We start from the raw sequence: 21504 nt of genomic DNA on the forward strand, positions 1-21504 counted from the left end.
CCGACTGTATTGCTAAATGATAATTTTTATGCGAAAGCCGGAGATATCACTTTGCAAGGAAAATTTAAAGGATATGACACCAATCGTGGCGGATTATTATTTTTCAGATGACTTAAGAATATAGCGTATTCCCGGAAGGCAGGATTCGACAGCTATTAATGGCAGCATTGTTAAAAGCGAGATTATTGATGGTTACTTTATTCATCACAAGGACAGCAGTTATGGAAGAATGTTTCATCCTACATTCCATGAATATGATCTTCGAGGGCACATTGATACGGCAATCTATGTCCGTAAGCATCTTGATCTACGTTTAAGAGAGTTTTTTGAAGGGATGAACATGAAATTGATTCAAGCCCATTCCTATCAAGATTCTGGCCTTTTGAGCGAGGAGTATTATTTTCAATATAAGGTGGGCACTGCCCAAAAAGGTATTCTCTGCTTGGCGTATTCAAATGAATTTAATGAGTTGCCTATTCAACTTTCACCCTTTATGGATAGCATCAAGGGAAAGAAAGTAAACGAATATAAAATTCTCACATTTGGAAGGCCGGTTCCAAAATATACTATTACGATTGACACTCTGCTCACAGGGGTCAAAATGGAACGAATTAGAGAACCACCCCCGAAAAAAGTTTTTGACCTAATTGATCTCTATACGAAGGCGTCCAAAATGGGGGTGACGAAATAGTCGCCTCTATTTACATTTAGCTTTCTGCACCGCTTTTCCCTACCTTCGTCCGAACATATTATTCTCTTGGAAGCAGCGGAAAAATACGAGGTGGTTATCGGCCTGGAAGTGCATGCACAGCTTGCCACTAATAGTAAATTGTTTTGTGGCGACAGCACCGCTTTTGGCGCCGAACCCAATACGCATATCAGTCCGGTTACACTGGGGCATCCCGGCACCTTACCGGTGACAAACCGCAAGGCGGTTGAGTATGCGATCAGGATGGGGCTGGCCTGTAACTGCGAGATAGAAAAGGACAATTATTTTGCGCGCAAGAACTATTTCTACCCCGATCTTCCCAAAGGATACCAGATATCGCAGCATACAACGCCTATCTGCAAAGGCGGGAAAGTGCGCATCAAAACAGCCGATGGCGAAAGGGAGGTGCAGCTGAACAGGATACACCTTGAAGAAGATGCAGGCAAGAGCATCCATGATATCGACGACGCGTATACCTGCATCGATCTTAACCGTGCGGGAACGCCGCTGATAGAGATCGTTACAGAACCCGATCTCTATTCGGCCGAGGAAGCCTGGCAATATGTGACAGAGATCCGCAAACTGGTTCGCTGGATAGGCGTATGCGATGGCAATATGGAGGAGGGCAGCCTGCGCTGCGATGCCAATGTTTCCATCCGTTTGAAAGGAGAAAAAAGCCTGGGTACAAAAGTGGAGGTCAAGAACCTCAACTCCATCCGCAACGTAAAAAAAGCGATCGAATTCGAGATCGACAGGATGATCCGGCTGGTGGAATCGGGCGGAAAAGTGCAGCAGCAGACAAGGAGTTTCGATGCCGCTACAGACACAACATTTGCCATACGCGATAAAGAGGAAGCAAACGATTACCGCTATTTTCCCGACCCTGACCTGGCGCCTTTTCATCTAACGGATGAATTCATCAATACCATTGCCGCTGCTTTGCCTGCACTGCCCAACGAACTGGTTAACCGGTACCAGAATGCTTTTCAGCTCACCGAATACGATGCAAGACAGCTTGCCGAGGAGAAAGCGGCTTCGGATTATTTTCAGTCGGTAACAGCCTACTCAGATCAATACAAAGCCATCGCCAACTGGATGCTCGGGCCCATCCGCCAGTTCCTGAACGAAGCGGGCATGGGTTTTGACTCATTTGGCCTGCAGCCATCGGTACTGGCAGAACTGATTAAACTCGTGGAATCCGGTAAGGTTAACTTTTCCATTGCGTCTTCAAAACTGCTGCCCGCCCTGATCAGGGAAAACGGTTCGCCGCTGGCACTGGCGGAAGACATGAACCTGCTGCAGGTAAGCGATGCCGGCGAACTGGCATCCTGGGTAAGCGAGGCCCTGGCCGCCATGCCCGATAAGGTAACGGAATACAAAAAAGGAAAAAAAGGCTTGATCGGTTTATTTGTCGGCGAAGTAAAGAAAAGAAGCAAAGGAAAAGCCGATCCAAAAATAGTAACACAGCTTCTCGAAGAAAAACTGAACAATTAATCGCAGGCGGCAGGTATTTCTTGTACCCGCAACACCGGCATCATCCATTATCACAGAGCATGAAAAAAATTCTTTTCGCAGCACTCGCGCTTATTTCCATTACAGCCTGCAAACAGAAAGGCGGCGGTGATTTTACCGTAAGCGGCAAGATACGCAACCCTCCTTCGCAGAAAATATTCCTGCAGGAAATTCCTTTTGACCGGCAGCAGCCTGTTATACTCGATTCGGGCAGCATTGCGTCGAATGGCACATTCTCGCTACATGCGCTGGCCAAGGAAGAAGGTCTGTACCGTGTGGTTGTTGAGAACGGCCCCGACGTGCTGCTTGTAAATGATGCGAAAGACATCAAACTGGAGATGGATGTAAACCATTACCGCTCCTACAAGGTAACCGGCTCCGCTGCAACCGGTCAGCTTCACGATCTGTTTGAGCAGTACCGCGTAAAAGACTCTGTTCTTTACCTCGCATTCATGCAGCTGGATACGCTTCACAAACAAAACGCATCCGACAGTCTTGTGAAAATCGCCGAGGCAAAAAGGGATGCGGAAATGAAAGCCATGAATGCGATTGTTACCGATTTCATTAACAAATCCGATAACGGAACCGCTACCTATTATGCCATCGGCATGGCCTCACGCACCATGCAGCAGGAGGAACTGGTGAAACTATCCACGGCCGCTGCCGATAAATTCAAAACCCATCGCGGTCTGGCCATACTGAAAAGTATGCTCACCGTACAAAATAAACCACAGCAACCCTCCTATGCCCTGATGGGACAGCAGGCGCCGGAGATAGCGATGCCCGATACAAAGGGCGTTCCTTTCAAACTGAGCAGCCTGAAGGGAAAATATGTACTGGTTGATTTCTGGGCGAGCTGGTGTGCCCCCTGCAGGAAAGAAAATCCGAACGTAGTGGCGGCATACAACAAATTCAAGGATAAGAACTTCACCATCCTGGGCGTGTCGCTCGACGAAGACAAAGCCAGCTGGGAGGCCGCTATCAAAGAAGACAAATTAAACTGGACGCATATCAGCGATCTCAAACACTGGCAGAGCGCCGTGGTACCCGCTTACCAGATAGAAGGCATTCCCTTCAATGTACTGCTGGACCCGCAGGGTAAGATCATTGCAAGCAGTTTGCGCGGGGAGGAATTGGAAAGAAAACTTGCAGAAGTGCTGAAATAATACACGGCAGATTCCCGGCTTGAAACATTACCGGGAATCTGCAGCAAAACACCAGGTATTACCAGTCACTTTTTCCGGAGAGAGAACAGTTTCCTGCCTGCCTTTCCCGTGCAACTTCGCAGTATCCACCATCGGATGCACACGAGCTGCTTTTCCCAACTTACATTTTGGTAAGTGACCGTATTCTGCAATAATCCCTTTCTACTTTTGGGATATCAACCAACCTGATATCCTATGTCAACCAGAAGAAACTTTGTACATACGATGGGCGTGATAAGCAGCATGCTTGTTATCCCGGAAACTTTTGCGAACCCGAAAAAGGAAGAAAGCGTATTAACCCCTTTGCTTGCCAACAGGAACCGGGAAAATTCCTACTGGTATATCGGTCATCTGATGTCCTTACTGCTTACATCCAAACAGACCGGAGGCAGTTATGCCTTACTCAGGGCCACCGAGCGAAGGGGGCTGGAGCCGCCGCCACATACCCATACAAAAGAAGACGAAACATTTTTGATACTGAACGGCGAAGTAACCTATACCGTAGGCAACAACAGTTTTCATGCGGGACCGGGCGATACCATGTTTTTACCAAAAAACATCCAGCATTCCTTTAAAATCAAAACCGAGAAACTGGAGACACTCATGCTACTTACACCCGGCGGGTTTGAAAACTATTTTATAGAAATGAGCGAGCCTGCGGCAAGGATAGAACTCCCGCCGCTGCCGTCAGCCCCACCCGATATTTCAAAACTGGTTGCAACCGCAGCTAAATATGGGATACAATTTCCACCGTTATAGAGCATAAAACGATTACTCCGTTCCGGTGATATTGTTCCTGATGGCCTGGATGGTCCGTAAAGGCGTTTTGTTCATTGCCGTATTGAATCGTTCATCCTGTAAGTTCCGGTATCCCCATTCAACAATGGATGCGATAACAGGGATCAGGGTTTCTCCGATGGCCGCCAATGTATATTCTGTTTTAGGAGATGAAAATTCAGAAGCGCTGCGGGTGATGATTTTCTTCTCCAGGAAAAAATTCAGTTCCTGTGTGAGTATCTTATCCGATATATCCGGAAGCTGGTTTTTGATGGCGCTGAAACACAGGGTCTGGTCTCGCAAACTCCACAAAATTCCCATTTGCCATTTACCGGCGATAAACTGCCTTGTATGCTGAACCGGGCAGCCCAGGTAAATATTGTCTGAATCGTTCCTTTCCATACGGTAGGTTTCTGGCGCTGAATAAATGTACAACTATTCAATCATCTCCCTCAGCGCGCCGCATACGCAAACAAAAGAGCCGCACTTATGGTGCGGCCCCTGTATTATACCAAAAAAGAACTGAGACTATTTGTTCAGGTTCGGGTTGTTCAGCACTTCCTGCTGGGGAATGGAGAACGTAAGCTTGGGATCATTGTAAGTAAATGAGTTACCCGCTTCAAACAGGTGGTTGGAACCTCTTTTCACAGTGAACTTACCTCTTTTCAATGCCAGATAAGCTTTTCCTTCACCCCAGAGTTCGATACGTGTCTGCAGATAGATCTCATCCAGCAGCGCCTGTCCGCCCAGTGCATTCACATAAGAAACATCGGCGATCCTGTCGCTCAGGTAAGCAGAAAGCGCTGTTCTTGCAGCGGCATCCTGTCCGGCACGTGCTTTTGCCTCGGCATTCAGCAGGTAGAATTCATCTGCACGCATATAAACATAGTCCATCTCTACATACCTTGTTCCGCCAGAAGTGCGTGCGGGAGCGAAGAATTTGTTGATCGGCTGCAGTTTATACTGTACTGTGGGAGCGGCAAACTGTGCTTTCCTCGAGTCATCGGCCCTGATCGCATCGTACAGACCGCGGTCGATGGTTTTGGGATCACCTGCCCAGGTATAGCTGTATGTGAACTGGTCAACCTGTCCCCACCAGGATACCAGGTTCAGACCCTGCGCCAGGGTAAGGTCTACACCCCATATCCAGCTTGGTGTGGTTACCTTGTTGAAACCGGCGGTGGCGATGTTGCTGCCATCGTATACATAGTAGGTTTTCGCGGTCTTGGGGTAGGCATTCATCAGGTCCTGGGTAAGGGTAACCACCTGCGCCCAGTCCGCGGTGGTACCTCTTGCTGCCAGCACATAGGCCAGCAGACCTTTGGCCACGTTCTGATCAACCTGGTCTTTGGATGCGCGTGTATAACCGTTCAGCAGCGTAATTGCATCGTTCAGGTCAGCGATCATCAGGTCCCATACATCCTTGGCGGTGCTTTTGGGCTGGTTGGCAGAATTGGGATCAGCCGTTTTGTATATCGGCAGGATCTTGGCGGTACCGTCGCCGTAAGAAGGCGCGTACAGCTGGCTCAGGTAAAAATAACCGTATGCCCGCATGGCTTTGGCCTGACCCATGGTTACCTTGTTACCCGCAGTGGTGGGTGTGGCATTTGTGCCGCCAAGGATATCAATGATGGTATTGGCGCCAAAGACCTGGCGGTAGTAATACCTGAAAGGAATATAGTTTTCGTTTACGGTAAAGTTGGGCGTAGCCACATACTTGGCCAGGTTGGAATACCAGCCATAGGTTACACCTGCCAGTACCATGTCGGACTGCAGCATATCGGTATAGATATCGATGCCTTTCTGGCCAAAATCGTCATGACCCGTGGTACCGCCTACCTGCGTGGAGAACATGGTCGTATACAAACCTGAAATGCTGCCGTTCAGGAGTTTTGGATCCTGCGCAGCCGCAGCGCCCAATTGCTCGGGCGTGGTGAACGCGGTCGGCTGTGTTTCGAGGAAAGATTTTTTACATCCTCCCAGCACCGCCGAAGCAGCTACAGCAAGCGTTACAAAATATTTCGTTTTCATATCTGTTGTGTTAATTTGATTAGAATCTAACTTTTAAACCGGCCGTGATCGTAGACAGCGGTGAATACCTGTACGTATCAGAGTTACCGGTTTCAGCAGTGGAAGGATTGAAACCTCTTCTTGCAGAAGCCAGCCACAGGTTGTCGCCGGATACGAAGAAAGTTACCTGCTGAACGCCGATCCTATCGGTAACACGTGCAGGCAGTGTATAGCCGATCCTTACGTTGTTCAGTGCCATATAACTTGCTTTTGTCAGGAACCTGGTAGAAGTTGAGCTCACGTTTGCATCGAAATTGTTGCCAAGACGTGGTACATCGGTGATATCGCCCGCTTTCTGCCATCTTCTCCTGATATCCGTGTTGAAGTTATTGTTACCGGCAAGACCGCTGGCCATCAGGCCTGCATAGGCACCGTCGTAAGAATAACCGCCGATGCTGTACAGGAACTGAACCGCTACATCAAAGCCTTTGAAACCTGCGCTCAGGTTGATGGCACCACGCAGATCGGGGATCGGTGATTTGCCAACATAGTACTGGGTGGCCTGGGAATAGGTTTTGGTGACACCCTGTTTCAGGGTTGCCGCTTTGGCGGGATTATCGATCTTATATTGCTCCAGGTTGGTCACCTGCTCACCCGCATCGAAAGTGCTGTTGCCATTGGCATCATCATAGAAAACTGTCCAGGTGCTTACACCGGTGGTGGGATCCACACCGGCGAAATTGCGCATGTAGTAATCGTAAATGGAATGTCCTTTTGCATAACCGTAAGTGCCCTGAACATCGATCAGTTTGGGTTTGCCGGTTGAAGGATCCAGCGGCATGGCAGTCAGCTGGTTCTTGAAATGTTCCCCATTCACGCTCAGGTTGAGGAAGAAATCTTTCTTCTCGATGATATGACCTGTCAGTTCAAATTCCAGACCTGAGTTCCGCAGCTTACCATCGTTTACGGTAATGCTCGCATAACCGTTGGAGATACCGATGGAGCGGTTGAAGTTCATGTTCTCCGTATTTTTTACGTAGTAGTCAACAGAACCTTCCAGGAACCTGCCGAGTTTGAACTCAGCGCCAACCTGCATCATTTTGGAAGTCTCCCAAGTCAGGCTCGGGTTACCCGGTACAGGCACACCGAAGGAAGGCAGATCGTTCAGGTTGTTGATAGAGATGCTGCTGTAACCCGGGTAGAGACTGAAACCATCCTGGTCGCCGAGGATACCGTAGCTGGCTTTCAGTTTCAGGTAATTGAGCAGGCTGCCGCGCTTCATGAAATTCTCTTTCGTCACTTCCCATCCAAGACCCACGGAACCAAAAGTACCCCAGGCGTTGCCTTTGATGAAGCGGGAAGAACCGTCTCTTCTTACGGTACCGGAAACATAGTATTTGCTCTGGTAATCGTAGTTAACCTGTCCGAAATAGCTCTCCAGTTTGTTGGTGTTCTGGCTGGAACTCACAGCGCCCTGGATTTTTACGATGGCATTGTCCAGTTCCATACCGTAGTTGTCAACCAGGTTCTGGCCACCGGCGCTTGCAGAAGACAGCCTGTAGTTGGTTGCCTCATGCGCTGCCAGCACTTCTACATTATGGCTGTTGAAGCGATGTGCGTAGCGCAGCATGTTCAACAGGTTCAGGTTCATCAGTTCAGACCTTGTATGGAAGATAGAACCGTTCTGGCTTGCAGCCGAACCATAGAATTTATTGTTACGGCTAACCGCCAGGTTGCTGTAGTACTGCATACCCAGCCTGTTCTCGAAAGTCAGGTCTTTGGTGAATTTCAGTTTTACAGAAGCGTTACCGGTAAGATCATTACGGGTAGAGCGGCTGGTGTTAAATGTTGCATCGGCAATGGAGTTTGTCAGTGCGCCAAAGCCCCTTGACTGGCCGTTACCCGCACCATAATCGTACATATTGCCGCCGAAGATCGGGTCTGGCACCAGCGCCCCTGTTGCCGGGTCGCGCAGGAACAGCGGGAAGATGGACGGGATATTGTCAACAAACCAGAAGATGCTGTTGGAGTTGCTTGCCTGTCCGTTGTTATTGGTTACCGCGTTTGAATAGTTAACATTCAACGAAGTGGTCAGCCATGATTTTACCTCGTGGTTCAGTTGCAAACGACCCGAGACACGGGTAAAATCGCTGTTGATGGAATAGCCTTTGTCTTTCAGGTAACCGAAAGAAGAGAAGTAATTCGTTTTGGCATCTCCGCCGCCGAATTTAAGATTGGTCTCGGCTCTGCTGGAAGACTGGAACCCGTAATCCTGCCATCTTTCAGGCGTCCATTTGCGGGTAATGCCTGCCCGCACCTGGCGGGTTGCCGGATCGATCAGGCTGCTTGCATCGGCAGAAGTGCCCTGGTTCCACATATAGTATGCAGGACTGATACCTGCCGCACCGAACAAACGGGTGTTGGCATAGTTGGTGGGGTTGGCATTGTTCCTTGCCACACCTTCATTGTATACGCCTTCCCATGCCAGGCCGATGTAATCTTCAGGAGAAGTAATTACATCGTAGCGGGGAAGCAGCGACATATTGGAGCCATACCTTCCTTCCACTTCGATAAAAGATTTTTTTCCTTTTCCGCTCAGCGTGGTCACAACGATCACACCATTGGCACCTCTTGAACCGTAGATTGCTGTAGCGGCAGCGTCTTTCAGTACCGTTATGGATGCGATGTCGGCCGGGTTAATGCCATTCAGGGAACCTGCAAACGGTACCCCATCTACGACATAAAGAGGGGAACGGTTGCCGTTCACGGAACCAAAACCACGGATACGCACCGTGGCCGAAGTACCGGGCTGACCGGATGTGTTGATCACCCGTACACCCGCCACCTCACCGGCCAGCGCCTGGGATACGTTTGATACGCTTTTGTTACTGAGGTGTTCGCCGGAAACCTGCTTGGCGGTACCGGTGAAAGCCTGTTTGGTTGTGTTGCTATAACCCACCACCACCACTTCGTCAAGATTTTGCGTGGTTGCTTTCAGGGAAACATCTACAGAAGAACCGCTGATGGCAGCTTCCTGCGTTGTAAAGTTCAGCGCACTGATAACCAGTGTTCTTGCTGATGGGGAAACAGAGATGGAATAGGTTCCATCTTCTTTGGTGGTGGTACCTGCAGCGGTACCTTTCACCTGCACCGAAGCGCCGGAAACCGGGCTTCCTTTGTCATCGCTTACCCGACCCGTGATCGTACGGTTCTGCGCAATTGAATGCAGCATTCCGAGACACAGTCCGAGCAGCAGTAGCAATTTTCTCATAATTCAGTTTTTGATTTGCGGGGCGCAAATTAGTTAGAGAATTTTAACGTGAACACTATTAGACAGCCGCTTGTGCCAATTTGCTGCACTTTTTGTCAATCCATTCCTATATTCTTTATCAAGAAGCACTACATGCTGAATTACAAATAATTATATATATTAAAAAAAATAAGCACCTCTTATTTGGGGTGCTTATTCCTATAAATCAATATGTCTGGCGGATGATTAGTTGTCTTTCGCCAGCGGGTTCAGCAGCAGCTCATCGGCCGAAATTGGCCAGATATATTGCTGTCCGCTTGCCGGGATGGAACTAACGCCGGGTTTGGCCGGAAGCGGCAGACCCAGCCTGGTGATATCGGTTCCCCTGAGGCCTTCGCCCAGGAACTCGATGCGGCGTTCGGTAAGGATCGCATCGGTTAACGCAGTGGCGGTAGCAAAATCCGCCGCGCTAAATACGGTGGAAGCATCTGACCTGCCACGTACCGCGTTCAGCAACAGAATTGCCTGGGCGTCTACCGCATTGGTTGATCTTACCCTGGCTTCTGCCAGGTTAAGCAGCACTTCTGCATAACGGATAACGGGTGCATAATCGGTAAAGGTTGATTTAACCGAATACTTGGTCAGGTAGCTCTTGCCGCTGAATACCTGCACAAAGCTTCTCCTTGCATCGGTGGATTTCCAGCCGGTATTGGAAATAATACCTGTAGAAAGCAGGGAGTACTCGCCATTACCGCCGTTGAAGGCAGAAGGTCCGTAATAGTAACCCAGCTGGTTTTGTGTGCCGGGTGTTTCGTTATCAGCAAAAGGCATAGATAAGATAGACTCGGTGGTGGTATACGGCGGCTTGAACAGACTGGTATAATCCGCCTGCAGGGAATGGTTAACACCGGTTGCAGCAGTAAACGGCGGTGTGGCAGAGACAATTTTGTTTGCCTCGGTAATCACCGCAGCATAGTTACCCATGCTCAGGTACACCCTTGTTTTCAGTGCGATCGCCGTGTTCCTGTGCGCCCTCACCGTGTTAAGCAGGGCAGACGCATTTGTGAGCGGAAGATTGGCTTCCGCAAAGGTCAGGTCGGCCAGTATCTGCGTATACACTTCGGCAACCGTAGAACGGGTAAGTGCATAGTTACCCGAACCTGTGTTTCCGGTTAAACGAAGGGGAACACCCGGTTTGCTTCCGTTGCCATCCCAGTAAGGGCGTGCATACAACTGTAACAGCGAGTAGTAGCTCAGCGCCCTCAACAGACGCGCTTCGCCGATATAGTTGCTGGAAAGCGTGGCGCCCACAACACTGGTGCCTTTTGTTGCCATACCATCGATCAGCACATTTGCCAGGTTGATTACGTAGTAGGCACGTGACCAATGGTTCATAACACTGTTGGTAGAGCTGTTGCTGGGTGTATAGTTCCAGATATCAAATCCCGTAACCACGTTTGTACGGTCGTTGGAGAATTCTTCCCCGCGGATATCATTGAATATCTGGTAACGTCCGCCATACATGCCCGCATTTTTGATGGCAGCATAAATGGCACGCACCTGACCTTCTATCCGGTCTTTGGTATCAAATGCGGTGGATGCAATGACTGAGGTAGATGGCACTGGTGCCAGGTACTCATCCTTAGCGCATGATGCCAGTTGCATTCCGAAAGCAGCCAGCACGATGTATAGAATATTTTTTTTCATTTCTCTATGATTTAGCTTTTACGATTAGAATCCGACATTCAGGCCAATGGTGATGGTACGCTGGTTGGCAACAGTGTTCCTGTCTATACCAAAGTTTGAAGAACCGTTACCGTTGGAAGATACTTCCGGATCGGGTCCTGGGTATTTGGTCATGATAAGCAGGTTATTGCCGGATACATAGAAACGCGCGTTGGAAATCTTCACTTTTTCAAGCATAGACTTCGGCAGGTTGTATCCCAATGTAAGGCTTCTGAGTTTCACGAAATCTCCGCTGAAGACATTCACATCAAGAGGGAAAGAAGAACCGTTTGACACGTTGTCGCCGAAGATCACTTTCGGTATCTCGGTCTGGTCGCCGGCTTTCTGCCATCTCCGCAGCATGTCGGTGGAGTTATTCCAGAAACGCTGGTCGCGCAGACCTGCATTGGTACCATAATAGAGGTAAGAACCGAACTGGTAGGTAAACAGCGCATTCAGTTCAAATCCCCTGAAGCGGAAAGTATTGTCAAAACCACCGTAGAGTTTTGGATTGGTGTTTTTGTATACCATGGCATCAGCACTGCTCACGCTGGGGGCAGTGGTTCCGTCTGCATACATAAAGCGGGACTGGCCCGCAGGAGCAACATGCTGGAAGTATACATCCTTGCCGGCAGCGTTGACGAATATCCTTCTTCCCGTGGCAGGATCCACTCCTTTTGTGCGGGTAACGAATATCATACCGATGGGGTAACCCGCTTTGGTGATGCTTGGGTTCTCCAGACCGCCCGTAGCCGATACGATCTGATCAAGACCCAGTGCAAGAGAAGTTACCTGGTTTTTGTTATAGCTGATGTTGAACGATGTGTTCCAGGAAAACTCTTTCCCGGTTATGGGCGATGCGTTCAGCGCAAACTCGATACCTCTGTTATACATGGTACCTACGTTTGCGGGGATGGTTGACGGCAGACCTGCAGAAGGCGGCTGCGGTACAAAAAGCAGCAGGCCATCGGTGTTGCTGTTGTAATAAGTCAGTTCACCCGTGATACGATCGTTCAGGATTCCGAAATTGATGCCGATATCGGTTTTCTTGCTGGTTTCCCAGGTAAGGTTGTTGTTGCCGGCAGAGTTGAACGACAGTGTTCCGCTGCCGCCATACAGACCCGCTCCGAAAGTTGACAGAGAGGCAAAGTTGCCCAGTCCGCCGATATTACCCACTTTACCATAGCTACCGCGGATACGGAAACTGCTGAATACCCTGTCGAGCTTGGCAGCTGACCAGAATTTTTCATTGGCAATTTCCCATGCAGCGGAAGCCGCCCAGAAAACACCGTATTTGGAATTGATACCGAGCTGTGAAGCACCGTCGCGACGAAGGCTACCGTTAATGGTATAGCGTTTGTCGAAGCTGTACTGCAGCCTTCCGAACTGAGAGTAGAGATAGTTTTGTCCGATGCTCAGACCGGCAGCATTGGGCGTAGCCCATCCACCCTGGATATTGGTGAACGCAGGATCCGAAACGTTGATCCTGTTCAGACCATAACCCGAACCGGTTGAGTTCTGTTCCTCGATACCGCCCAGTAACGAAACAGTATGCTTTCCGGCAAATGTTTTATCAAACTGCATGGTATTGGTCCATACCGTACGAAGATTCTTGGTAAAGTTGGTAGTGGTTGAACCATTGCTGGAAAAACCTTCACCCGAAATAGGGCTGAAATACTGGTCGTTATCCACCAGTATGTAATCCATACCGTAGGTGCTGCGGAGTGTGAGCCAGCTGAATGGTTTTACCTGCAGGTAAAGGTTGCCGATGATATGATCGGTAAAGCTGTTGGTCCTGTTCTGGTCCAGCTGGATCACCGGGTTATTGAAACCAACCTGCCCCAGTTTGTTACCGCCAACGCCGATGAGCGCACCGGAATAGCTGTAGGAACCGTCGTTATTATAGGGAGAGATATTGGGAGCAGTAACCAACACTACGCGGCCAAGACCGGCTGTGGAGAAGGCATCACCCAGCGAGCCGGAACTTACGGCAGCAAGGTTGTCTTCTTTTGAATACTGGATCTTACCGCCAAGCGATACGTGCTTGGTTGCTTTGTGGTCTATATTCATCAGCAACGACAGACGATTGAAATCGTTGCGTTTGATAATACCCTGCTGCTTGGTATAGCCAGCTGAAAAATAATAGCTGGTGGCCTCGTTGGCACCCGATACACTTACCGAGTTGCTGTGCATGATACCCGTACGGTATACATAGTCGTACCAGCGGGTGTTGATGGGTTTGCCATCAGGTCCGTTCATCAGCGCAAACTGATTGGTGGCGCTGAACGTGCCTGCATTGGTGAGTGCCGCGTTCTTTAAATCCGTATACTGAAAAGCATCGAGCAATTCAGGCAGTCGCTGTACCTGTGACCAGCCGAGCCAGCTGTCGAGCGTTACTTTGGAGCGACCCGCCTTTCCTTTTTTGGTTGTTACGAACAATACACCGTTTGCCGCGCGGCTGCCATAGATAGCGGTAGCCGCCGCATCTTTTGCCACATCCACGCTTTCGATATCGTTGGGATTCAGGCTTGCCAGCGCGTTGCCGGCAGAGTTGGTAGAACTGAAATCGCCGGTAAACATCGGTATACCGTCGATTACGATAAGTGGATAGGAAGAAAGAGAGATTGAATTGGTACCGCGTACCCTGATCACCGGCGGGCTGTTCAATACACCGCTTGGAATGGTGATCTGAACACCGGCAGCGCGGCCGCCCAGTGCCTGTTCAAAACTCTGTGTGGGCTTTCCGGCCAGCACCTCGCCCTTTACACTGGCGATGCTGCCCGTCAGCTCCTTCTTGCGCTGGGTACCATAACCCACCACAACCACTTCGGATAATGCGGTGTTTTCGCTTACAAGACTAACCCCGTAGGTTGCGGAAGCGCCGAGTGTAACGGACTGGTCCACAAAACCCACATAGCTGAAACGCAGCGATTTGTCGTTGGGGGATACCTGGATGCTGAAATTTCCTCCGTTGTCTGTCAGTACCCTTCTATTGGAGCTGGAGGTTGAAACGGTGACGCCTACAAGCTGTCCACCTTTGTCATCGGTTACTTTACCGTTGACGGTCCGGTTCTGGGCATAGAGCTGTGTGCAGAAGAGTACAGCGCTCGCCAGAATGGCCATAAGTTTTCTCATGTGCAGTTTTTTTGAGTTAAACGAATTCAAAAAATAGACAGCAATTCCTGCGAATTGCTGCATATAAGCGCCCAAAATAGCGGAAAAACCGCTAAAAATCGGGGGCTGACCGCTTAAAAAACGATTATTACCGAATTTTGTAGGGCACTGCAGGGTAAAAATTTTACACGCACGGAGGCGCCGGCACTTGCCCGGATCTCAGTAATAAAGCTGGTTCCCGAAACTCAGGCTTTATTGCTTTTTCCCGATACAGACAATATGAGCACCGGCAGAAGCGCCAGGTTGGTCAGGGTGCCCACCACCAGCGTTAAAGAAGTAAGCCAGCCCAGCGCCTTGGTGCCGCCAAAACTGCTGAAGCAGAAGATGACGAACCCCGCTATCAGCACCAGCGAAGTATAGATGATGCTGATACCCGTATGGCGTATGGTTTGCTCGAGGGTTTTTTTGACGCCATAATTATAGTGCGGCAGCTCCTGTTTGTAATTGACCAGGAAACGGATGGTAACATCGATGGCAATACCCAGCGCCACGCTGAAAACAAGTACCGTAGAGGGTTTCAGCGCAATACCCGACCAGCCCATCACACCTGCGGTGATCAGCAGGGGCACAAGATTGGGCACCAGCGAACAAACCAGTATCCGCACCGAACGGAACAGGTAGAACATACAAAGCGTGATCAGCAGGAAAGCCCAGAAAATACTGTCCTTTAAACCTTTGATGATAAAACCCGAACCTTCGAGAAAACTTACGCTGCTGCCGGTAAAACTGATATGATAGGATGCCGTGTCAAACAATTCGCCGGCTTTGTGTTCGAAATCCGCTATCAGCAGGGGCAGCCGTGCGCTTCCCACATCTTTCATGTTTACGCTGATCCTGGCCACCTGCTGGTTGCTGTCGATAAAATTGCGCATGATACCCATCAGCCCCTTACCTGAACCGGCCGCTTCGTTTTTGAAACGCAGGTATGGCGCCATAAACACCAGATCGCCCTCGTAAGGAACGGCATAGCTGAGACTGTCGCCGTCGAAATACGCCTGTTTGGCAAACTTGAGCCCTTCCACAAACGACAGCGGTCTGGCGGCGGCAGGGTTGCTGCCGATATAGGCAGACAATTCATCGATCTTGCTGATGGGTGCGCTGCGTAGTATGCCTTTTTTCTTTTTGGTATCCACCACTATTTCCAAAGGCATCACACCGCCGAAATTCTTTTCAAACCATTTCAGATCGGTGTAGATGCGGTCGTTCTTCGGGAGATCGTCCACGATAAAACCCTCGCTTTTCAGACGGAACATACCCATTACGGCCAGTATGCACAGCACCGCGGTTACACCATACACCCATGCCGCGCGCTGAAACGCCCATCGTTCGATACGCAACAGCATTTTCTCGAGAAAAGCATTGTCGAGGTAACGGATATGCCTGGGTTTGGGTACGGACAGGTAACTCAGCACCGAGGGTATAAACACCAGCGATATCAGGAACAGCGCCATGATATTGACACCGGCTACCACGCCGAATTCTTTTAACAGATCACTTCTTGTCAGGGCAAACACGGCAAAACCTATCGCAGCTGCAATATTGCAGAACAGCGTTACCACACCCATCCTGCCCACCATATTGATCAGCGCCTTCTCCTTATCGTTTGTATCGCGGTAGGCGCTGTGGTATTTGTTGAGAAAATAAATACAGTTGGGTACGCCGATCACCACCACCAGCGGCGGTATCAGCGCGGTCAGCAGCGTGATCTTGTAGCCAAACAACACCAGGGTGCCCAGGCTCCAGACAACACCCATACCCACCACGGCCAGGCTCATAAGCATGGCACTGAAGGAACGGAAGAAAAGCAGCAGCGTAATGGCAGACAGCACCAGTGAACCGATCAGGAACCAGTTCATTTCGTCTTTGATGCGGTTGCTCATGCTGGTGCGTATAAAAGGCAGGCCGCTTGCATGCACGGTTGCGCCCGTGTTTTTCTCGAACAGGGCTATCTCCTTCATGATGTCGTTGATGAGCCTTGTTCTGCTTTTGCTGTTGATGGTATCCTTGTTTACACCAATACCCAGCAGGTAGGTTTTTGCATCGGGATTATACAGCAGTCCGCGGTAAAACGGAAGGTTTTCAAAAACATGCCGGTCGCTGTCGAGCGCAGCCTGCGATGTATAGGGTGTATGAAAGATACGCGCCGGCTTCAGTTTCTGCACTGCCGAATCCTTGACGAGTGTTACGGCTTCTGGAATGCTCAGCACTTCGGTAACACCCGGAATGGTTTTTACCCGCTGGTGCAGCTGCGCAACCGCATTGAAAAAAACCGGTGTGAACATTTTATCCGATTCAATCCCTGCCACCATGGTATTGTTATCGGCGCCGAATTTTTTCAGGAAAGCCTGGTATTCTATGTACCGGGGATTGTCTGTGGGAACGGCCCTGGTAAAGTCATAACTCAGCTGCACTTTGGACCCCTGCCAGCCGAGGAACCCGGTTGCCAGGGTTAAAAGGATCAATAAAAGCAACCTGTTCCTAAGGATAAACCTGCCCAAACGATACCACATACGACAAATTGTTTCAAATAATACTACAATATTCTGCCCCTACTCACGACAAAAACAGGCTGTTTCACCGGTTTTTCAGCGAATAAGCCGCAAGTTAGTTCATAACCGGTTCCCATAACGAAAAACCGTGCCGCGTGACGGCGTTGTGGTGATTACACCACAAGCCTCATTACTACAAGAGAATGGACAAAAATTGGACAATAAATACAAGTGTTTCAAATAGGCATTTGCGGGGATAAGTTGGAAATTTTGCAGCGGCTGAGGTTAGTTTTCCATTCCACTGGTTATCCCGTTCAGACCGTGAGTGAAGGGCTGTGTAATATCCTATAGATAAGACCAATATCCGTCCCCCTATGATAAAACTCTACAGATTCCATTATCTGTTGTTCTGTTGTTTGTGCGCCGCGTTCAGTTCAACTGCGGTAGGGCAGGGCGTATGTTCGAGCAGTGCGGCTGCATCTGTATACAAACAGGACTTTGGCACATCAAGCAAATCCAACAGCAAAACCACCGTTCCCGCTGGCTTCACCACCAACTATTCCTATATAAACGGCACGTTAGATGATGGCGAATATGTGGTTACACCGCAGGTATCCAATATATCCAGTAACAGTACGCTTTCAGATTGGGGTCTTGGTGGCGATCATACCACGGGCGATGTGAACGGCAATATGTACATCGTAAATGCCGGCAAGCCCAGCAGCGGCCCGGTTGATCTTTTCTTCTCCAAGCAGGTGGATAATCTTTGTCCCGGTTCCGTGTTCAGCTTTTCCGCATGGCTGGCCAACATGAATACGATCCAGACCAAAAGCTCCATCTGTGTGAGTAACTACACCTACGCAAAAGTTACTTTTAACATCAAGAATACATCGGGTACCATACTGGCCACCTATACCACCGATACCTTACCGCTTACCAAGTACCGCAGCACGGGATCGCTTAACTGGAACCAGTACGCTTTCCAGTTCACCTTACCGGCGGGCACTACCTCGCTGGTATTGGAAATGAGGGATGCGCTGGGCGGCCAGGCCAGCTATTGCGGCAACGATTTTGCCGTAGACGATATCGAGTTCACTGCCTGTACGCCTTCAACGGTTGTTTCGCTTAGCACGGCATCTGCCATCTGCTCAGGCACGGCCACCACTTTCAACAGCACGCTTACCAATAACCCGTTTGTAACACCGTATTACCAGTGGCAGAAAAGCACCGATGGCGGAACCACCTGGAGCAATACCGGAAGCGCCAGCTCCACGGCCAGCGATTTTCCGATCAGCAGCGCCAGCACTTCCGACAACGGTATGTACCGTGTGGTGGTAGGACCGGATGCATCGAGCGTATCCAGTGCCTCTTCTTCCTGCGTGAGTTTTTCCAACAGCGTCACCCTTACCGTCAACCCCACGCCCACCGCGACTATTTCGAATAACAGTCCGGTCTGCTCCAGCAGTACGCTGACGCTTACGTCGACCCCTTCGGGCGGAACTTCGCCGTATACCTACACCTGGAGCGGGCCCAACAGTTTTGCGGCAACTACGCAGAACGCATCGATCACCAATGTTACCATGGCTGCATCGGGCACCTATACGTATACGATAACCGACAGCAAAGGCTGTTCACAAACCATTACCGCTAATGTTACCGTAAACCAGACACCGGTTGTCAATCCCATTACCTCTTCATCCGGGGCCGATGGCGGTTGTACCGGTACGAGTTTCACGTTGAGCAACACTACTACCGGCGGAACATGGGCAAGCAGCAATACGGCGGTGGCAACAGTCAGCTCCGGCGGACTGGTTACCATGACGGGTGGCGGAACCGCCCTGATCTCTTACACGGTTGTCAACGCGGGCTGTTCCACCTCGGTTACCAAATCCGTGAGCGGTACCAGTGTAAAGCTGAAGCAGGATGTGATCGAATGTAACAACGGTGTTACCCACTTCAGCGCCACCGATGCAAACTATGCCGTTACCTACAGCACGGCGGGAACCGGCACTGCTTACAGCTGGGTGGTAACAGGCGGTCCTTTTACCTACCAGGGCTCTTCTTCGGCCAGCTCGCAGTACCCCGACTTCAACCTGCAGTCAGGCTACTCCTACCAGGTGATCGCCAACTACACCACCAATGGCATCACCTGTTCCGACACGCAGATGGTGTACAAGAATGTACTCGCAGCCGATACGATCAGCAACTCGCACGATACCACGGTTTGCTATAACACTTCACCGGTAAGTCTTTCGGGAAGGGCCTCCCCCGTTACCAACAGCTTTACCTGGTCAACCAGCGGTTCGGGCACTTTCTCATCGCCCAATACGCTTTCTACAACTTATACGCTCAGCGCTGCGGATAAGGCGGCGGGAAGCATCAAGATATACCTGACAGGTACCTCCAGTCTGCAGGCCACCGGTAACTGTAACGGTAATGTGGGAAAGGATTCCATGATACTCCGTATTTACCCCAATAATACCGGCACCAACAGTACCAAATCGATCTGCTCCAACCAACTGGTGAACTACACACCCACTTCCACAATTGCAGGAAGCAGTTTCAGCTGGTCTTCTGCACTGGCTTCGGGCTCCATCACCGGTAATTCGCCGACAGGTTCGGGAAATATCACCGATTCGCTGATCAACAATTCCAATTCAGCAGCGGGTTCTGTATTGTACACGATCACACCGTTTGCCTTTACGCCCGAGTCGCGCACCTGTCCGGGAACACCTTTTACGCTTACCGTAACCGTAAACCCCACCCCATCGGTGGCAATTTCAAACAATACACCGGCCGTGTGTACCGGCAGCGCCATCAACCTGCAGTTATCGAGTTCACAAACCGGCGTTCTGTATACCTGGGCTTCAAGTGTTGTAAGCGGAACGGCCACGGGCAATTCTTCCAACGCCACACCCACTGCATCGAATACGATCACCGATGTGCTGACAAATACCTTCAATGCAAATACCACGGTTCGGTATCGTGTAAGCGTGGCCTCATCCAACGGCTGCAGCCGTACCGATTCAACCGATATCACCATTTATTCACTGGCCACGGCTGCCAACGCGGGACCTGACCAGTTGTTGTGCAGCGGCACCAACACCGTGATGGCGGCCAATGTTGCCGGCTCGGGAACAGGCGCGTGGACTGCTGTTGCGGGTAATCCTTCTGCTGTGAACTTCGGTACACCCAGTTCTCCGTTCAGCACGGTAACCGGTTTACAGGCCGGTACTTATAGCCTGGTATGGAGCATCACCAACGGCTCATGCCCTGTTTCAAGAGATACCGTGCAGCTCATCAACTACGCACCCACAGTTGGTGGAACCATAACGGGCAGCACTACGGTGTGCGCATCTTCCAACAGCGGCACGCTTTCACTCACCGGCTACACCGGAAACATTCTGCGCTGGGAGGCTTCCACCGACGGCGGCACCACCTGGCCCACCAGTATCAGCAATACAACAAACACGTATACCTATTCCAACCTTGCCGTTACCACTTCTTTCAGAGCCGTTGTACAGAATGGATCCTGCAGCATTGTATACGCCAGTCCTGCCACGATCACGGTGACAGCAACAACCGGTGCAGGCATCCTGGCATCTGACCTGACGGTTTGCGCAACCAGCAACAGCGGCACGATAAGTATCACGGGCTATACCGGTAACATCCTTAACTGGCAGTTTTCCACCGATGCGGGCGGCAGCTGGACAAACCTGGCCTATACCGGTAACAGTTATACTTTCTCCAATATCACCGCTACCACTATGGCAAGAGTGGTGATACAGAGCGGCAACTGTGCTGCGGTTAATTCCAATGCGGTGACCCTTACCGTTAATCCCGCAACGGTACCCGGCACCATCAGTGCCAATGCCACTGTCTGCGCCGCAGCCAACAGCGGATCGCTGACACTGACCGGCAACACAGGAACGGTCAGCCAGTGGGAATCTTCCGTGGACGGCGGGACCACCTGGAGCGTGATCGCCAATACAACAAGCACCCAGTCTTACAGCAACCTGACCACCACCACCTATTACCGGGCGCTGGTGAAGAGCGGTTCCTGCAACGCCCAGTATACCAACACAGTTATCATCACCGTGCTGCAGGCCGTTACCCCGGCCAATGCAGGACCTGATCAAACACTTTGTGCCGTAACCTCGGCCACACTTGCCGGTAACACACCTGCTTCCGGTTCCGGTACCTGGACTTTCGTTTCAGGACCCACCACACCGGTTTTCACCAATGCCAATAACCCAACCACCACGGTCAGCGCAATGACCACAGGTACCTATATCCTTCGCTGGACAATTGCCAACGGTTCCTGCGCCACTTCTTCCGATGATGTGCAGGTGGTCATCAGTCCCCAGACAGTTACAGGAACACTTGCAGCACCGCTGACCGTTTGTGCCACAGCCAACAGCGGCACGCTTTCTCTGTCGGGATATACAGGCTCCGTTTCAAAATGGCAGACTTCCATCGACAACGGCAATACCTGGACCGATGTGGTCAATACCACCAATACCATTTCTTTCTCCAACCTCTCTGTTACCACTGCCTATCGCGCCATGGTGGCAAGCGGGGTTTGTCCGGCGCAGGGTTCCAATACCGTTATCGTTACCGTACTGCAGCCCGTTACCCCGGCCAATGCAGGAC

11 protein-coding genes are annotated in these 21504 nt (G+C 50.5%); 5 read left to right on the forward strand and 6 right to left on the reverse strand.

Annotated features, from left to right (window positions below; translation table 11 throughout):
- Positions 1–229: 229 nt before the first annotated feature.
- The 4 genes from GWC94_RS13110 (at position 230) to GWC94_RS13125 (ending at position 4185) form a co-directional block, all read left to right on the forward strand.
- Positions 230–691: a hypothetical protein gene (locus GWC94_RS13110; RefSeq protein WP_161835463.1), complete on the forward strand. Its 462-nt coding sequence runs from the start codon at positions 230–232 to the stop codon at positions 689–691.
- Positions 692–757: 66 nt separating this feature from the next.
- The gene (gene gatB / locus GWC94_RS13115; RefSeq protein WP_161835464.1) at positions 758–2203 is read left to right on the forward strand and encodes an Asp-tRNA(Asn)/Glu-tRNA(Gln) amidotransferase subunit GatB; all 1446 of its coding nucleotides are present in this window, start codon (positions 758–760) and stop codon (positions 2201–2203) included.
- Positions 2204–2262: 59 nt separating this feature from the next.
- On the forward strand, positions 2263–3387 hold the full coding sequence (locus tag GWC94_RS13120; RefSeq protein WP_161835465.1) for a TlpA disulfide reductase family protein: 1125 nt from the start codon (positions 2263–2265) through the stop codon (positions 3385–3387).
- Between the two features lie 234 nt (positions 3388–3621).
- The gene (locus GWC94_RS13125; RefSeq protein WP_161835466.1) at positions 3622–4185 is read left to right on the forward strand and encodes a cupin domain-containing protein; all 564 of its coding nucleotides are present in this window, start codon (positions 3622–3624) and stop codon (positions 4183–4185) included.
- 12 nt (positions 4186–4197) lie between these two features.
- Here GWC94_RS13125 and GWC94_RS13130 read toward each other — a convergent pair whose 3' ends face one another.
- The 6 genes from GWC94_RS13130 to GWC94_RS13155 form a co-directional block, all read right to left on the reverse strand.
- Positions 4198–4605 carry a winged helix-turn-helix transcriptional regulator gene (locus GWC94_RS13130; protein ID WP_161835467.1) on the reverse strand — a complete coding sequence of 136 codons (408 nt, stop codon included), beginning with the start codon at positions 4603–4605 and terminating at the stop codon, positions 4198–4200.
- Positions 4606–4731: 126 nt separating this feature from the next.
- Positions 4732–6234, reverse strand: a complete 1503-nt coding sequence (locus GWC94_RS13135; RefSeq protein ID WP_161835468.1) for a RagB/SusD family nutrient uptake outer membrane protein — start codon at positions 6232–6234, stop codon at positions 4732–4734.
- A gap of 19 nt (positions 6235–6253) precedes the next feature.
- On the reverse strand, positions 6254–9484 hold the full coding sequence (locus GWC94_RS13140) for a SusC/RagA family TonB-linked outer membrane protein (protein ID WP_161835469.1): 3231 nt from the start codon (positions 9482–9484) through the stop codon (positions 6254–6256).
- Positions 9485–9709: 225 nt separating this feature from the next.
- Positions 9710–11170, reverse strand: a complete 1461-nt coding sequence (locus GWC94_RS13145; RefSeq protein WP_161835470.1) for a RagB/SusD family nutrient uptake outer membrane protein — start codon at positions 11168–11170, stop codon at positions 9710–9712.
- Between the two features lie 24 nt (positions 11171–11194).
- Entirely contained in the window at positions 11195–14323 is a 3129-nt protein-coding gene (locus GWC94_RS13150; protein ID WP_161835471.1) for a SusC/RagA family TonB-linked outer membrane protein, read from the reverse strand.
- A gap of 224 nt (positions 14324–14547) precedes the next feature.
- On the reverse strand, positions 14548–16872 hold the full coding sequence (locus tag GWC94_RS13155; RefSeq protein ID WP_161835472.1) for an efflux RND transporter permease subunit: 2325 nt from the start codon (positions 16870–16872) through the stop codon (positions 14548–14550).
- 353 nt (positions 16873–17225) lie between these two features.
- Between GWC94_RS13155 and GWC94_RS13160 the strand changes: the two genes are divergently transcribed.
- Positions 17226–21504 (forward strand): beta strand repeat-containing protein (locus GWC94_RS13160; RefSeq protein WP_161835473.1); only part of this gene is annotated, 4279 nt, incomplete at its 3' end.

The sequence above is a fragment of the Sediminibacterium soli genome (genome assembly GCF_009939225.1).
In the GTDB taxonomy this organism is placed as follows: domain Bacteria; phylum Bacteroidota; class Bacteroidia; order Chitinophagales; family Chitinophagaceae; genus Sediminibacterium; species Sediminibacterium soli.

What these genes read in the sequence shown, in the direction of transcription:
- GWC94_RS13150 (WP_161835471.1), bottom strand. Translation starts at nt 14,323, where the DNA reads ATGAGAAAACTTATGGCCATTCTGGCGAGCGCTGTACTCTTCTGCACA.
- GWC94_RS13110 (WP_161835463.1), top strand. Translation starts at nt 230, where the DNA reads ATGTTTCATCCTACATTCCATGAATATGATCTTCGAGGGCACATTGAT.
- GWC94_RS13125 (WP_161835466.1), top strand. Translation starts at nt 3,622, where the DNA reads ATGTCAACCAGAAGAAACTTTGTACATACGATGGGCGTGATAAGCAGC.
- GWC94_RS13120 (WP_161835465.1), top strand. Translation starts at nt 2,263, where the DNA reads ATGAAAAAAATTCTTTTCGCAGCACTCGCGCTTATTTCCATTACAGCC.
- GWC94_RS13155 (WP_161835472.1), bottom strand. Translation starts at nt 16,872, where the DNA reads ATGTGGTATCGTTTGGGCAGGTTTATCCTTAGGAACAGGTTGCTTTTA.
- GWC94_RS13140 (WP_161835469.1), bottom strand. Translation starts at nt 9,484, where the DNA reads ATGAGAAAATTGCTACTGCTGCTCGGACTGTGTCTCGGAATGCTGCAT.
- GWC94_RS13130 (WP_161835467.1), bottom strand. Translation starts at nt 4,605, where the DNA reads ATGGAAAGGAACGATTCAGACAATATTTACCTGGGCTGCCCGGTTCAG.
- GWC94_RS13145 (WP_161835470.1), bottom strand. Translation starts at nt 11,170, where the DNA reads ATGAAAAAAAATATTCTATACATCGTGCTGGCTGCTTTCGGAATGCAA.
- GWC94_RS13135 (WP_161835468.1), bottom strand. Translation starts at nt 6,234, where the DNA reads ATGAAAACGAAATATTTTGTAACGCTTGCTGTAGCTGCTTCGGCGGTG.